16 protein-coding genes are annotated in these 15899 nt (G+C 41.2%); 1 reads left to right on the forward strand and 15 read right to left on the reverse strand.

The genetic code is table 11. The annotated features are described in order from the left end of the window. Positions 1–111 precede the first annotated feature (111 nt). The 6 genes from B879_RS00050 to B879_RS00075 all read right to left on the reverse strand — a co-directional run bounded on the left by B879_RS00050 (position 112) and on the right by B879_RS00075 (position 5577). Positions 112–1062: a leucine-rich repeat domain-containing protein gene (locus tag B879_RS00050; protein WP_009183065.1), complete on the reverse strand. Its 951-nt coding sequence runs from the start codon at positions 1060–1062 to the stop codon at positions 112–114. Positions 1063–1351: 289 nt separating this feature from the next. Then, a complete protein-coding gene (locus B879_RS00055; protein ID WP_009183066.1) occupies positions 1352–1714 on the reverse strand; it encodes a DUF2200 domain-containing protein in 363 nt (120 codons plus the stop codon). Positions 1715–1799: 85 nt separating this feature from the next. Beyond that, positions 1800–2099, reverse strand: a complete 300-nt coding sequence (locus tag B879_RS00060; protein WP_009183067.1) for an AtuA-related protein — start codon at positions 2097–2099, stop codon at positions 1800–1802. A 4-nt stretch (positions 2100–2103) separates the two neighbouring features. Then, positions 2104–3435 (reverse strand): acyclic terpene utilization AtuA family protein, encoded by a 1332-nt coding sequence (locus tag B879_RS00065; RefSeq protein WP_009183068.1) that lies wholly within the window; start codon positions 3433–3435, stop codon positions 2104–2106. A 3-nt stretch (positions 3436–3438) separates the two neighbouring features. After that, positions 3439–4719 carry a CitMHS family transporter gene (locus B879_RS00070; RefSeq protein WP_009183069.1) on the reverse strand — a complete coding sequence of 427 codons (1281 nt, stop codon included), beginning with the start codon at positions 4717–4719 and terminating at the stop codon, positions 3439–3441. Positions 4720–5238: 519 nt separating this feature from the next. After that, positions 5239–5577, reverse strand: a complete 339-nt coding sequence (locus B879_RS00075; protein ID WP_009183071.1) for an avidin-fold protein — start codon at positions 5575–5577, stop codon at positions 5239–5241. 291 nt (positions 5578–5868) lie between these two features. Here B879_RS00075 and B879_RS00080 point away from each other — a divergent pair, with 291 nt between their 5' ends. After that, positions 5869–6360: a DUF4168 domain-containing protein gene (locus B879_RS00080; RefSeq protein WP_009183072.1), complete on the forward strand. Its 492-nt coding sequence runs from the start codon at positions 5869–5871 to the stop codon at positions 6358–6360. 60 nt (positions 6361–6420) lie between these two features. On the opposite strand, the gene B879_RS00085 is transcribed toward B879_RS00080, so the two are convergent. The 9 genes from B879_RS00085 to B879_RS00120 all read right to left on the reverse strand — a co-directional run bounded on the left by B879_RS00085 (position 6421) and on the right by B879_RS00120 (position 15734). Continuing rightward, positions 6421–6804 (reverse strand): hypothetical protein, encoded by a 384-nt coding sequence (locus tag B879_RS00085; protein WP_009183073.1) that lies wholly within the window; start codon positions 6802–6804, stop codon positions 6421–6423. Positions 6805–6861: 57 nt separating this feature from the next. Further along, positions 6862–7290, reverse strand: coding sequence for a GNAT family N-acetyltransferase (locus B879_RS00090; protein WP_009183074.1), 429 nt, complete (start codon positions 7288–7290; stop codon positions 6862–6864). Positions 7291–7476: 186 nt separating this feature from the next. Then, a complete protein-coding gene (locus tag B879_RS00095; protein ID WP_009183075.1) occupies positions 7477–8088 on the reverse strand; it encodes a tetratricopeptide repeat protein in 612 nt (203 codons plus the stop codon). Positions 8089–8133: 45 nt separating this feature from the next. Further along, positions 8134–8424: a tetratricopeptide repeat protein gene (locus tag B879_RS00100; RefSeq protein ID WP_083847911.1), complete on the reverse strand. Its 291-nt coding sequence runs from the start codon at positions 8422–8424 to the stop codon at positions 8134–8136. 398 nt (positions 8425–8822) lie between these two features. Then, on the reverse strand, positions 8823–9050 hold the full coding sequence (locus B879_RS00105) for a hypothetical protein (protein ID WP_202949551.1): 228 nt from the start codon (positions 9048–9050) through the stop codon (positions 8823–8825). A gap of 306 nt (positions 9051–9356) precedes the next feature. Continuing rightward, positions 9357–10424 carry an ATP-binding protein gene (locus B879_RS00110; RefSeq protein ID WP_238542047.1) on the reverse strand — a complete coding sequence of 356 codons (1068 nt, stop codon included), beginning with the start codon at positions 10422–10424 and terminating at the stop codon, positions 9357–9359. Continuing rightward, positions 10396–10713, reverse strand: a complete 318-nt coding sequence (locus tag B879_RS23060) for an AlbA family DNA-binding domain-containing protein (protein WP_238542048.1) — start codon at positions 10711–10713, stop codon at positions 10396–10398. Before B879_RS23060 ends, B879_RS00110 begins: the two co-directional genes overlap by 29 nt. Positions 10714–10962: 249 nt before the next feature. After that, on the reverse strand, positions 10963–14211 hold the full coding sequence (locus B879_RS00115) for a S41 family peptidase (RefSeq protein WP_009183080.1): 3249 nt from the start codon (positions 14209–14211) through the stop codon (positions 10963–10965). 179 nt (positions 14212–14390) lie between these two features. After that, positions 14391–15734 carry a DUF418 domain-containing protein gene (locus tag B879_RS00120; RefSeq protein WP_009183081.1) on the reverse strand — a complete coding sequence of 448 codons (1344 nt, stop codon included), beginning with the start codon at positions 15732–15734 and terminating at the stop codon, positions 14391–14393. Positions 15735–15899 lie beyond the last annotated feature (165 nt).

Raw genomic sequence — 15899 nt, forward strand, 5'->3', positions numbered from 1 at the left:
GCCACCTTGTAATACAGCAATTGAAATGGAAGTGTGCATTTATTTGAAACCAAGCCTGATAAATGGATGCACACTTTTATCGCATCCATTTATCAGCTTGGCCAAAGGATTTTAGTCACAGTTATCAAAATCACCTGCTACAGCAGACCACTCCAATTCACCTTCAGGAAAATTGTCTACCCAAGGAGCAATTACGCAGAGATTTGTAATGGCATTATTTTGAAGATCCAAAGAAATCTTATTTCCGTATTGATCTGAAAGTGCCTGTGTAAATGCACCCGCTTCAAAAACAGGAACAAGGAAAGAGATGTCAGTAATACCAGTATTTCTTAAATTGGATTCAACCATTTGGGTCTTATTGGCAAAAATCTCTGCCATCAATTCATCCCCTACTTCCGTATTTCTCAAACTCAGGTAATACAACTTATCCATAGGAATCGTAATCTCTGGATTGGTAATACCATTTCCTCCGCCTGCACGGTTAAGGTTTAAGAAAAGCAATTGAGTCATTCCTTCCAGAGCAGAAATATCGGTTACATCTGTTTCCCTTAGGTTGATATGGGTCAAGGTAGTTTTTCCCTGTAAAGCAGATATGTCAGCGACTGCCGTATTTTGGAAGTCGATATTTTCTAGTTTTTCAAGTGGTGCCAGAAAAGACAAGGTAGTAGGCATAAGCGCATCCCTCATGTCTATCTGCACCAGGTTTTCCAAACTTGAAATTGGGCTAAGGTCTGAAACTTCCACACTTCTGGCCAAAAGTACTTCTAGGTTTTCGGCCTCTTCCAACCCACTAAAAGAACTCACGACTGAATTACTGATATTCAGTTCTGTTAACTGCATCATTCTTCCTTTTGTCAGGTTCTCGGGATTGTTGATGTTCAATTCCTCCATAATAATTTCCAGTAATTCGGAATCTTCAATCGCTATAACCTCATCGGCCGGATCAGTTACAGGAGGTGTGGGATCGTCATCATCCTGGCAGGCAGTAAAGACAAATAATACCAATCCCAGCGTCAAAAATGACTTTGTTAGTTTTTCCATGAAAGTAAAATGCTTCATCATGCTTTTAAAGTTTAGGCAGTGTTGATTTAATTTTTTGATGTGGCGAACCTATTCCTTGAGGATAAAAAATGCCAATTAGAAGATGGATAATAACAGAATGATAACCGGTAGGTAAGGTTAAGGTAACCCAGAGTCGAGATCTGTTAACCTTTAGTTAACAGTAGTGAAAAAACAAGTCTATAATTTAAGCCCGTCTTTAAAGGAAAAAGGAGGGATTAATTAAGCTAAAAAAACAGCAGGAATGGCACTGAAAAAAATCAATAACTTTGGGGTTAAATTGAGTGAAATATCAGGCTCTTAAAATTTTTTCCATCTTTCTCCCTTTGGCCAATTCATCTACCAATTTGTCCAAATACCTTACTTTCTGGGTCAATGGATTACTTATTTCTTCAATCCGATAACCACAGATGACTCCTGTTATCAAATGGGCATTGGCGTTCAGGTTGGACTGATCAAAAAAATCCTGGAAAGTTGCCTTTTCATCAATTAGCCTTTGTAATGCTTGGTCATCAAAACCCGTCAACCAGAAAATCACAGCATGCAATTCTTCTTTTGTCCTGCCTTTTCTTTCCACTTTGCTGACATAATGGGGATATACGGAAGCAAAAGTCATTTTGGCCATTCGCTCGTCGTGTTCAGGTGTGGTTTGCATTGGTTCCTGCTTTTTGTATAGTCTAAAGGTCGATATTTTCACATTGGTCTGCAAATTCCATGAAAACAAAGACCTGCGACAAAATTCAGATTGGCATTTCCAACAAAAAGGCACTTAAGGATTTTCCATGTTTATCAATTTGGGTTGAACTGGTCACCCCTCCTCCTAATGCCTCATATAACACAAAATTCAAAGCGCCCAGCTGGGGAAGTTCATAGCGCTTAACTTCTCCCTTCACTACCTTTCCCAACCAATCTTTTACCCGATCAGCAGTCACCTTTTCCTGAATGAGTGAATAGTTGCTTTTTTCAAATACGATCAAAGAAATATTACTGATATTTCCTTTGTCTCCGGTTCGGGCATGTGCAATTTCGTGAAGTTTCATCCCTTTAAGTATTTAAGTATTCCACATGGATATTGACAGCTGACTTGGGTAACAGCACAGAAGCTACCGAGATAATCTCCTCCACATGCTGGCTTACCCCACCTCCCCCATAAGGCCCATTGGTATAAAGCGTTTCCACTTCCTGACCAATATGCCTGGCCTTTTCAAAATTATCCGCTTTTGCACAAACCCTTAACCTTACTTCCTGCAAATCTTTAGGTTCTGTTTCCATTGGACTAATGGAATTCAAACCTATGATATCCAGCCTTACGTCTTGAAGAGATAGTTTTTCCAGTCTTTTTTTGACTATTTCGGCTGCCAGCCTGGCCCTCGCTATACAATCATGCCCCCCATAACTGATCTGCCCTTCTCCCGCATAACCATTGCTATACCCGACGCTTACTTTATAAGTATCCGTAGCTTCTTTACCAGTGGCTTTACTAAAGCGCACACAGTTATCTGCTATTGCTTCAAATTCTACTTTTGAAAAATCTGCAATACAATCCGGTGTCAGGTATTGAGCAGGGTCATGTATTTCATAAAGCAATTGCTCGGTACAAGTCGCTGTATTGATCAGTCCTCCCGTGCCTGTCACTTTGGATATCAATCCATCTCCACTCTCTTCTAATTCTGCAAAGGGAAATCCCAAATCCCAAAGGTCTGGGACAGCTTTTCTGTTCAAATCAGCAAAATAGCCTCCTGATACCTGACCGGCACATTCCAATAAATGACCGATCATGGTGCCCTTGCCGAGTTTTTCAAAATCATCCATTTTCCAGCCAAATTCATAGATCATAGGTGCCAGAAATAAAGAAGGATCTGAGACCCTACCAGTAAGTATAATATCAGCGCCATTTTTCAAAGCCTCCACAATTCCCCCTACACCAATGTAGGCATTGGCTGAAATGATCTGAGGCTCAATAGTAGACAAGGGTTTACCCGTTTCCAGTATAGGCAGATACAAGGACTGTCTAATGGTATCCAAGACATCATCCCCTAGTACAGCCGCTATTTTCAGTCCTTTAATTCCCATTTTCCGGGCAATTTCCTGGGTGACTTTCATCGCTTGAAATGGATTGGCTGCCCCCATATTGCTGATGACTTTGGTCTTCTTTCCCTTTAAGATGGGAAGGATTGCCCCCATCCTATATTCCAACAGGTGATTGTACCCTTTCTTCGGGTCGCTTTTCTTTTCTTTTTGGGCAAGGGCTATGGTACGTTCGGCCAAACATTCAAAACATATATAGTCTAAGTTTCCTTCCTCCAGCAATTTTAAAGCAGGTTCAAGACGGTCTCCCCCATAGCCCGCACCACCTCCGATTCTGATTTTTTTCATGAATTACAATGTTATTGCCCCTACGATAAAAGAAAATATAAGGATTATTAGGCTGACCAAAAAAGCATAGGGAATGGTTTTCCGCTGATGGCTTCCTAAATCAACCCCCGTCAAACCGATCAACAGGAAGGTCGCTCCAGTAAGTGGACTTACCGGAAACCCAGTGGTCATCTGGCCTACGATGGCTGCCCTTCCTATTTCGATAGGGTCACCTCCAAACTGGGCTGAGGTACTGGAAAGAACGGGTAAAATTCCAAAATAAAAGGAATCAGGATCAAACAACAGACTTGCCGGCATGGCTGCCAAGCCAACCAAAGCGGGCAGATGATTCCCGAGCCAATCAGGGATATGCAAAACCGCTGCTGCTGCCATGGCGGCTATCATTCCTGAACCTTTCATAATACCAATAAAACATCCAGCTGCAAAAAGAATACTGACCATCAGGACTACTGCTTTGGCGTGGGCATTGATATGCTCCGCCTGTTCTTTGATATTAGGGTAGTTAATAGTGATCGCCAGGGCAAAAGCAATCATGAAAATTATATGCGGGGCTGCGAGGCCAGAGACTAAGGTGACAATGGCCAGCAGGATCATTGATATATTGATCCAAAACAATTTTGGCCTTTCCCAGTCATGTCTGGTTTCAGTATGCATTTCAGTGCCAGCAATGGGCTGTTCTTGTTGCCTCTCTTTTTTGCCCAAAAAAAAGGCGATCAATAAAACCGAAATCAGGCCCATGATCACCGGAAATAACATAGGGTTAAATAAAGTCGTCACAGGAACCTCCAAGGCAGATGCTGCCCTTATGGTAGGTCCACCCCAGGGCAAAATATTCATGGTCCCGGCTGCTAAGGCCACAATGCAGGCCAAGGTGGACCTTTTCATTTTCAACTGATCATAGACGGGCAAAAATGCCGGTACAGCAATCAGGAAAGTACTGGCCCCAGATCCGTCCAATTGGGCTGTCATGGCCAAAACACCCGAACCTACTGCCACTCTTGCCGGGTCATTGCCCGCAATTCTCAAAATCCCTGTGATGATAGGCCTGAATGTGCCCGCATTTGCCAGAATCCCAAAAAAGAGAATGGCGAAAATAAACATCACCCCTATCGGGGCAATTGAAAGGATTCCATCGGTGATAAAGTCAAAAATATCCAGGCGAAATCCCGCCAAAATAGCAGTAAGGATGGGGACAAGAATCATCGCTACAATAGGTGAGGCTTTTTTGGCCATCACCAAAAAAAGCAATGCTCCTATTGTTATCAATCCCAGGAATGCCAACATATTTTTTGAATTTTAAAATTTTATATCTCGTGAATGGCCATGACATCTCATTTTTCGCGTCATTTTGAGTTTTTAAAATTTGGCATTTACAGAAAGGTAATGACATTCTCCACCGTCATCCTGAATCCGAGGAACAGCCTGTCCCGCTAAGCGGGAAGGATGAAAGCCTGCCCCGTAGTATTACGGGGGATTCCCCATATTTTGGGAGACCCTTCCTTCGTCAGGGTGACGGGCGTGAAGTTCTGTCAATGGTAGACTGAGCCTGCGGAGTCGAAGTGTCTCCCAAAATTGGGGAGATGCTTCACTACGTTCAGCATGACGCGTAATTCTATCATTACCCTTTCTGTACATTTTCCCAAATGTTAAAATCTCTAGGTGTCTGGATCAATTACCTATTATCATGTATTCCATTAGCAAACTACCCCATAGTGTACTTTTAACATAATGGTAAATGTAGCAATCCATTGCCAGAAATTGCAAGTTCTGGTTATAAAAAAAATCTTAAGCGAATTTAGTTTTTCATTGTTCTTCAATAATTGAATTTCCTGAAGAAGAGTCCCCAGATGTCCATGTCCATTCCTCATGTAATCTAATTTTTCCGTTGGGCAATACTTCAGGTGTAGAAATACAGGTACCTGTCATTATTTCTCCATTTTTATTTACCTGGTGGTAGCGCATATCGATCATTCCTTCAGCGTTGACTATACCTATTAGATGCCCTTTGATGATGTTACCTCCTGAATATTCTGAAGTCAGAATATTCCCATCTTGCCTGTAAACAAACAAGGTTTCGCTGGATGTTTCACCATTCTCCGAATTTTGAATCGGTCTAAAGGTTTTGTTATTATAACTGATCATTGAATTTTTTTTTCTATTTGTTTCCCTGAAAGTCTCTTCGCCTTTCGAACAGTCAATCCTGATCAAATTTAAACCAAAAAAGATTTAAATGCTTTTGACTACAACCAACCGTTTTTTTTGAGAAAAATCTTTAAAATGCCCTAAGCTTATATAATATTTAACTTTATCGATAATAAGTATAACAAAAAATTAAATATTTGTTAATAAACTTTAAATTACTATCCAAAAACATGTTAATGGATTGATTTTTGTATTTTTACTATCTTATAATTAAAACTAACCAATAAAATTATGATTTATCCTAAATTAATTTCGAAATTTTTTCTTCTATTATTGACGATATCTTTTTCTCTTAGCAGTGCTTTTGCGCAACAATTGCCCGGACAAATGGAAGTGAAAGAAGATTTCTCAGAAGAAGAATTAAAGGAATTTGTAAGAGTAAATGTAGCATTGATTCCCGTTCAAGAAAATGCCCAGGAAAAAATGGTAGAAGCCATCCAAAGTAGCGGTTTGACAATCGATAGATTCCAACAACTGGCCCAAGCACAGCAGGCAGGTAATTTAAGGGATGCTGCTGAAACTCCCGAAGAAGTGGCCCAATTCAATGATGCTGGACAAAAAGTAATGGCGACCCAAGAAAATATGCAGGAGGAAATCCAAAAAGTAATCTCAGACAGCAAATTGTCGGAGCAGGAATTCCAACAGATTTATGTGGCCTACACCCAAAGTGCCAAAGTAAAAGAAAAAGTAGATGAAATGATGGATAAGGAATTTAACCCTTAATCCATTAAAACTCACCTGCCAAACATTCAATTTGGCAGGTATTTTTTTTAATGTTCAATATCAAAAATGGGACTGACCCTCTAAGCTATTGTTGCCCAGGTCAGCATCATGAAATTTGATTTCCAGTGAATAATCAAGGGTGTCTTTTTTCTTTTTGTAAAAAACCTTTTGTGATTCATAGCTGATCACCTGGCCTGGTTGGATTTCTGGAGTCGCTTTGTCGAAACTCACCACTTTCCCATCCACTTTAAAGAAAACCTTGTAGCTATTGGCAGGAATAGAAGTTTCACCCACATTCTTGATTTCATAGCTGTAGTAGATCCCATTGAAGAGGGTTCTCTTTTCCACTACCCTGAAGGCTTCCAAATCTGTTTTTTTTGATTCAGATCCATCATTCAGGATTGATAAAGTGATGCCAATAAAAATTGTCGCAAAAAGTTTCATATGCTTTATTGTTTAAAGTAGTATAATACTTTCAAAACGTAGTAAATATAGGATTTCTCAAGGCATCTTCAAGGTATAAATCCGGCTTTCTTTCAGTTTGAAACCCAGGTCAGCATACAGATTGATGGCAGGAATTCTATGCGCTTCGGTAAAGAGCAGTATTTCGGTAAGCTTTTTCTTTTTCCCCTTCTCCAGGAGTTTTTCCATCAGCTTTCTCCCTATCCCCTGACCTCTATATTGAGTATCGACCACCACATCTTCAATCCATCCTTTTTTCCCGGAGATGACATGATAGGTACACATGGAGGCTATGCCGATGATTTGGTCATTGTGCTCACAATAGGCCAAGATAATGGCATTATCCTCTGCCAACACTTCTTTCAGAGGGACCTGCTTCTTCTCCCCTCCCAATTGTTTGTATAATTGGGATATTTGAGCTTCAATGGTAGGGTTAAGGTTATTAATGGTTAGAATGGATATTTTCATTTGCTCTTTTTCGGAATCAAAAGGAAGAGTGTAAAATTAAATACCATTGTCTATTTTCAATAATAGACTTAGCAAACTTTTTAAGCATCATTTAGAAAAGAAGGTTTTTTTTCATTCAATTCAGAAATGCTTCCTTGATCACTACTTTGATTTTGTTGCAAATAACTCCTTGTGGTTATTGATTTATTACTGATCGCAATACTGTTTTAAGAGATCAGGACCTGCTGGATCACCTAATTCTAAGGCTTTCATAAAATCGAGACAAGCTTCCTCCCTTTGATTAAGTTGAATTCTAGATTTACTCCTATTTCGATAGGAAAAACCATAATTAGGATCGAGTTCGATTGCTTTCTCAAAATCCTTTAGGGAACCCAGAAAGTCTCCTGAATTAGCCTTAGAGAGATCTCTATTGTTATATGGAATAGCTTCAGTTGGCTTTAATTCAATTGCTTTTGTAAAATCCTTGATTGAACCTTTATAATCTTTTCGTTGACTCCTTACCCTGGCCACACCTCTGTTGGAATATGCTTCAAAATGTGAGGGGTCCAGTTTTATTACCTTCGAGTAGTTCTTTATTGCCTCCTCAAAGTGGCCTTGGCTCTTAAATATATTGCCCCTCAAATGAAAAGCATCGGCATATTTTCGATCTAATATTATAGCTCTATTTACATTTGTCATCGCTCCTTGAAAATCCTCAGATTTTTCCTTAAGTAGTGCCAAATTGTAATAAACTATTGGATGATCAGGGTTTAAAACAAGTACTTTCTGATAATCGGCATTAGCACCTTCATAATCCATTAACTTAAATTTTGCAAACCCTCGGTTATTAATCGCCTTAAAATCTTAGGAATCTAAATTAGTGGCATGATTTAAGTCATTAATTGCTTTTTCAAATTCATTTAAATTTATCCAAGTTCCTCCCCTGTTGTTATACGCTGGACCAAAATCAGGTTCTAAGTCAATTGTTCGTGTAAAATCCTCAATAGCCCTTTCCCAATTTGTTAAGCCAATGTTGGCAAGTCCTCGATTGTAAAATGCCATAACTAGAGTGGAATCAAGATTAATAGCCGCTGTAAAATCCTTAACTGCCTCTTCATCCTTACCAAGTTGGAGTAATACTATTCCCCTATCAATGTATGCATTAGGTTGTTTTGGATCAGCAGTTAACCCTTATTTGAAACCCTTAAGTAGGTGCTTATTTTTATTTTTTTTCTCAGACAAGACTACCTCGTGGAACTGCATGTCTCCACTTTGACTATTGGCAGTATACCATAGTGTTTGGAAAAGAAATATAAATATCAAAATTTTCATTGGCTTAAATTTTATTGATCTAAATAGTCTTGCTTAAAAAATTCCAAAATGCTTTTACTTGGTTAATTTTCCATTAAAATATATCAAAAAAAGCAAATCCTAACATAGCTAATGTCTTTCTGAGGCTTCTAAGATCGGTTTATGTGGATGGGTGCAGAAAGTTTCATTTTAAAGTATGGCATGTCGCTCGAGATCTTTGATCAGCTTAAGCCACGTTTTTTCTATAATTCTTCCAATTCCTTGTTCTTATTTGGCTTTTTAAGCATTCTATGGATAAAAAATACGGGAATCAACATTGGAATTAAAAAACCAAAGTTTTGCTCAGAAGACAAAGCCCAAGCAATAAGACCGAAAACTAAGATCCCTGCCAGAAAACCAATAGCCAATGCATGAAGAATTTTAGATTTCTTCAGGTTTTGTCCTTCGATTGCCAGCTCTTCATCAGTCATGGTATAAATGTCCTTTTTATTCACCTTTTTCGGTTTTATTAATTTCTATTTTAGATTGAGGTCAATAAGGGTTCAGTGTGCATTAACTATGGGATTCAGCTAGGAGACGGCGGGCAGGCACTCTGTGCCGTACCCTTCCAACCTTGTCCTATCTTCTTAAATATACTAAACTTTTAATTTACTATGAACCGCCCTCTGTATCCAAGGTGATGTTATCGCCTCGGTGTTCTTCTTTGCTCATTTGATTCTTCCATTTATTTAATCCTTTGAGCCAATCTTGAGCCCATTGTGAGCCAACTGAGCCAACTATGAGCCAACTCCTAGTTTGTAAACAGCACTCGATCCCTTTGTTCCAATATTTTTCAATAGCCCCTTATCTTCTAACTCCTTAATGTCTCTTGTAGCCGTTGCTTTTGAAACATTAGCTATCTCCTGATACTTCGAATTAGTAATTTCCCCATATTTTTTGGTGTAAAGGATTGCTTCAACCTGTCTTTTCTGAAGCCCACTTATTTTCAATTGATCTTCGGTAAACCGGTCTTTGAATATCTTGCTCAGGAATCCTCCTTGTTCTTCTTTCAATACCGGTTCCGGCAAACCTGCATCTTTACAAGCTTCAATAATTTTGATTGTTCCCCTTCCCCAAGAATCAATATATCCAGCCTTGAAACAAACATCTGCAATTAGTGGATTTCGTGGTTTGGAGCGATGCGCTTTCTTCAAATCTTCTTCGGAAATTCCTTCAGGTAAACCACCATCATTCCAAATACTGAAATTATCCTTATATAAACGAATTTGTGTTGGTGCTCCCATATAATTGCGGTGCACCAAAGCATTGAGGAGCATCTCCCGGACAGCAGCAACCGGATATTCATCCAGTTCCACTCGTTGCATTCCCATAAAATCAATCGGGTGAATGAAGAACTTGGCGTTAAGCAATTCTCCTATCCCATCTTTAAGTTGTATCAGATTGCCTTCTAATACCTCATGAAATTTCAGGTCGGCATCCGTTTCCCCGAATTTTCCGACCTTAACCGCCATGTTCGGGTAGAATTTCCCAGGCTCTTTTCCAAATAAGACAATGGCTGCTCTTTTCAAATATCCATTTTCAAGCAAACGCAATTTATCAAGCAAGTTAGATATGCTGATATCGTCTTCAACATTTATCCGTTTAGCAATCTTTGAATCTCTCAAAAATTGCTTAATGCTCAATTCATCAATGTCACTGATGGAAGCCCTTTGTTCAAGAATATCATCCCACGTCTTTCCTGTTCTTCTTAATATAAATTCGTTCAAAGCCAATCCAGTTATTTCCTGAAGAGTGCTTCCTGTACGCACATAATATTTACCTCTTACAGAAAATCGGCACATCATACCGTGGAACAATAATTTCAAGATAGTAATTGTCCATTTCTTCTTGCAAATTCACTTCCGCATATACGCCCAAAATATCCCGAAACTTATTGGGCAAATCTTCCAATAGTTTCTTGTGGTTGTCAACACCTATAACCTTGCCTTTATCGTCACTCCCAATATACAGCTTACCACCATTGGCATTAGCAAAACCACAAATCCATTTTAGGTATTCGTCTCTCCAGGATACTTTGAACTCAATATTTTGCGATTCTGATGTCACTTCTATTTCAAATATTTTAAGGGACACAAATGTACTCTTTTCCCATTGTCGTTTTGCAGTTTTGGTTTTTCTACACTGAGCGATAACTCGTATATACCCCTGATATTTATCAGACTTAACCAACCAAAAATGGTAAGCTAAGTATGGTTTTTCCTTACCTTTTATCAGGGCTTATTAAAACTAACTAATTTACTACAAAACGACAAGTCTCTTTTATAAACCAAAAAAAGCAAGCCCCTTTCGAAGCTTGCCTTATCTTATTTTCCTAAATTCATCCTAATTCCCCGGCCTTACTGCTGGTCTGGGGTAAGGTGGGGCATTGACTTCCTGGCTGCCCGCTTTCTCCAGCAACTTCAGGGCTTCTTCCACGCCCCGTTCCAACTGCACATCCCTGCCTTCTGCAAATGATTTGGCATCGATCGAAACTTCTATATCCGGCGCAATGCCCACATTCTCCCCTATCCATTCGTTTCTGATCGGATCAAAGACCGCATTGTCAGGAGAGGTCATGGCACCTCCATCAATAAAGGAATAATGCACTGATGACTTCACCAATCCTCCCCAGGTCCGCTTCCCGATCAAAGGCCCCGCATTCTGGTTGCGGAATACCCAAGGGAAGAAATCCCCTCCAGACCCCGCCAGTTCATTGGTCAAAAGCACTTTTGGCCCTAAGATACCGGCCGGTAACCTGAAATGTCTCGGATTGGGCACTTCATTGGTGATGGCTGCCCGCAAGGTTCTGGTCATCAGGTCCACCATATAATCATCCAACAGCCCTCCCCCATTGAAGCGCTCATCAATAACCGCCCCCAATTTGTCCTGCTGGGCAAAAAAGTACCGATTAAAAGATTCAAATCCTGCTCCGGAGGTATTCGGCACCCACACATAGGCGAGTTTGCCCTCCGACAGCTCCTCCACCTTTCTTCTGTTGTCTTCCACCCATGCCCGCTGCCTTAATCCACTTTCGGACCCTATGGGCTCTACAGTGAGTTTTCTTGCCCCCTGCATAGTCGGCTGACTGTTTACATGCAATAGGGTCTGTTCGCCGGAAGTACCTTTAAAGGCTTCATAAATATCCATGCTTGCATCTACTTCCTGCCCATTCACCGCAAGCAGATAATCTCCAACTTTCACATCCAGGCCAGGCTCGGACAGGGGTGCTTTCAGGCTTGGGTTCCAACTCTCAGCCGTGTAAATCCGAGTGATCCTCCACTTGCCATTGGCCATTTCATAATCTGCTCCCAATAGTCCGGTAGCCAAGGTATCCACTGCCGGGAAATCCCCTCCAAACACAAAACTATGGCCCACAGACAATTCTCCATTCAGTTGGTCCAATAAATAGGTCAAGTCCTGACGGTGTTGGATATAAGGGATCAACGGGCTGTAGCGCTCCCAGACATCGTCCCAAACCCTGCCATGAGTGGCTGGATCATAGAAATAATCCCTTTCATAGCGCCAGGCTTCCGTGAAGATCTGCTCCCATTCTTTTTTGCGGTCCAGCTCCATGCGCAATTCCATCTTGACCAGGCCATCTGAGGGACTTGGATTCTTGTCCACCGTGACTACCTTCCAATTTCCTGCTGAAAAATAAAGCAGCTTTTCCCTGTTTTGGGCGATCTTGACCCGGCTTACTCCTTTGGTAAATTCTTCGAATTTCTTGCCCTCAATGGTAAATTTATGCAAGGTCAAGCCCGGGCCTCCCGCACCTGATTCTGCAATAAATGCTGTACCCTTTTTCCCTGCCAAAACAAAACTGTAGGATTTTACAGGTACCGGAAGGGCCAAGGTCCTTTCTTCCAAACCTTCCCAATCAATTTTGACGGCAACTTCACCATTTTCCTTTTTCTCCTCTTCTTTTTTCACCTCCTCTTCATCACTTTTCAGTGGAAAAGGGTTTTTCTCTTCCTTGGAAAGGACGATCATGTAAGCCCCATGCTTGGGCTCGGCCGTGATGGCGGAAGTATTGGCCCAACCCGAACCGAGCGCCAAATTGGTACTGGCCAAAAAATACAGGTATTTGCCAGAGGCATCCCAACTCGCTGAAAAGGAATCTGCCAATGGATTGGTGACAGGTTGGGTTTGATTTTTTTCCACCGACCAGACATAAATCCTCCGGAACATATTGGGGCCGGTTTTGCTATAGGACAACCACTTGGAATCCGGTGACCATTCCAGGCGCATATTGCCTCTTTCGATATTGATTCCTCCGGAATCTATGGTCCTGATGTTGCCATTGGCCACTTCCAATATTTTCAAATAAACTTTATTGTCGATAAAAGCGATAAACTTGCCATCAGGGGACCAAGTAGGTTCCCAAGCCAATTTGGATTCACCCAAACTAATCTTCCTTATCTCGCCCAGGCCATCCTGTGATGCCAAGAAAAGTTGATAACTTTTGCCACCCTCATCTGAAAACCAGGCCACTTGATCTCCTTTTGGTGACCATAAGGGCAACCTGTCCGCTGCATCACTGGTCCTGCTGAGATTGCGAGGGCTGCCATCTTCTACCGGAACGGTAAAAATCTCCCCTCTGGCTTCCAGAATAATCCTTTTGGCATTGGGGGAAAGACTGGCATTGGTGGCACGGGAGGTTACATTTTCCAAGCGGGCCTCTGCCCAAGGGAAATCTCCTTTGACATGAATCTCTAATGCTTTGGAAGTTTTTGCCTGAGGATCAAAAAGGTGCAATAAGCCATCTTTTTCATAAATCAACTGCTTGCCATTTCCGGAAAGCCACATGATGTCCGAACCTTCAAATTTTGTCTCTTGGACCAATTGCCCACTACTTGGATCAAAAGACCAGATATTGCTTATCCAGTCCCTATCAGATAGAAAATATACCTTTCCACCAATCACCACGGGATGGATGTCTGTTGTCCGCTCATTGGGAATCTTGGTTTCTGACAAATCCTTGAGATTGGTAATGAGCAAAGGGGTATTCTGTCCACCCCGATAAGCCCTCCAGGTGACATCCCAACGGGAAATGGGTTCGACCACTAATTGCTCCTCTCCCAAATAAGCCGCTCTGATGCCCCTTGGCAAATTAAAGGCTTCTGAAGGCCCTCCATCTACAGGAACTTTCCAAAGTCTGCTATAGCCAACCGGAGCAGTGTCTCTGTTGGATTCGTAAATCACATGTTTACCATCAGGCGTCCATCCCACCACATTTGCCGCCGCCGGATGCCAGGTTAGTTGTCTGGGAGTCCCTCCTTCTACCCCTACCACATACACTGCATAAGCACCGGTGCGGTTAGAAGAAAAGGCAATGTGCTTTCCATCGGGAGAAAACTTGGGATTCCGCTCAATCGCCGAGGTACTCGTCAGCCGCTTGGCCTCGCCTCCTTCGAAATTGCTCAACCAAAGATCAGCTCCGTAAACAAAAACCACTTGACTTTCACTGATATCCGGCTGTTGAAGCAAGCGTGTACCTTGGGAAAAGCCTAAAAAAGGAATGAGTAAGAAAGCAATAATACCTAGCAAAAGGTATTTACTTCCATGGGATAATCGCAGTAAACTTGGTTTCATCTTATTGTTTTTTGATTCGTTTCGTTAATTATGTTTAATCACTGGACTTTGGTTTCGTGACTTTAAAGCATTGTTAGAAGAACTGAAGCTAATCATTTCGCCATTCCAAGATTGGATTAATAAAGCCAACACAAGCTAATCAATAAAAATAAAGGGGGCAAATCCCCCCTTTTATCCCCTCACTTTCTAACAAAAGGCTGTATCCTTCCATACGTCAGACATCGCCATAGCCATTCAAGCGGTCCAAAGAGAAAGTACTTTAACCATATGGGACTGATGACCAATTGGAAAATCCAGATTCCGATCACCAGGTAATAGAGTTGATAATACTCCCATTCGGCATATTGATTGAGTCCATAACCAAAAAAGACCAATGTACAGATGATCGAATGCATGACGTAATTGGTAAAAGCCAATTGTCCTACAGCCCTTAATCCATTCATCAATCTGGTAAAATAGCCTTTTTGATACAGCACAATCACCAAAGCCACATGTGCCATCATGATGAGGATCCTTTGGAAATCATAGATCAAATTTACCCACATGATGGAATGTTCTTCAATGTATTTCAGTCCTGCTTCCACATTGGGAAAGTGGATGGTATTATACACAAAGGAAAATATCACTAAGGGCAAGCCTAATCCATATCCTATCCAGATGGTTTTGATGTATTGGGCAGTGGTCCATTTCATGGTCAGAAAGCCCCATTTATATAGAGCAATACCCAAAAGCATCAAGGCCAACATGTCCCAAATGGAGAATATCAGGTACTTGGTCTGCCCATCAAAAGCTTTAGGGCGGATATGTCCGGCTACGTCGGAATAGCTTCCTTTCATCAGGGCTGTGTTTTCCACCACTTCTTCTTTGTCGGGAATCATTTCTTTTCTTGTTTCCTCCCAGGCTGCGATAGCCTCCAATTCCTCCTCACTAAGCTCAGCTCCAGCTTCCTGCTTCTCCATGGCTGCTTTGGCCTCCAGGTATTCTCCCCTGATGTTTTGCATAAATAATGTACTTGCTACAAAGCCAATGATCGCCACAATGGGCACCCCCAAGGCCAGGTATTTGGGCTTCATTTTTCTGAAAAGAAAAGCAAGCATCCCAATCAGTCCATAGAAATAAAGGATATCCCCCATCCATAAAATCAAATGGGCATGGGCAAGTCCAAATAGGGTTAACCAAATCATGCGCTTGTAAAAAAGCCAAGTGGCAGATTTTCCCACCTTTTCTTTATTGGTGGTAAAGAGGACAATTCCTGCCCCAAATACCATGGAAAACAGTGCCCGCATTTTACCCTCAAAGAAAATGACATTGACCGCATGTACCCAAAAATTGGTATTAGCGGTATCTTGTGACCATGGCTCTGTGAAGTATTCTTCCATGGAAAAATAGGGAATATTCAATATCAAAATACCCAAAAGTGCTACTCCTCGGATGATATCAATGATGTCAATCCGCTCGGTAAGTACAGCAGGTTTTGGAGCTTGTTCCATTTGCTCCATCTCAGTCGTGGTTTTTAAAGTCATAAAGTGCAGGGTTACAATAAAAATTTTCTTTAAATCTAACCATTAATCCCGCAATTACATATCACATAATAATGTGATAATCAATCCTTTTTCCAGTATTACACATCCTGATTATGCTAATTTTTATGTAGATTTATACAATAACCCTTCGCTCCTCCTAAACCC

The sequence above is a fragment of the Cecembia lonarensis LW9 genome (assembly GCF_000298295.1).
In the GTDB taxonomy this organism is placed as follows: Bacteria; Bacteroidota; Bacteroidia; order Cytophagales; family Cyclobacteriaceae; genus Cecembia; species Cecembia lonarensis.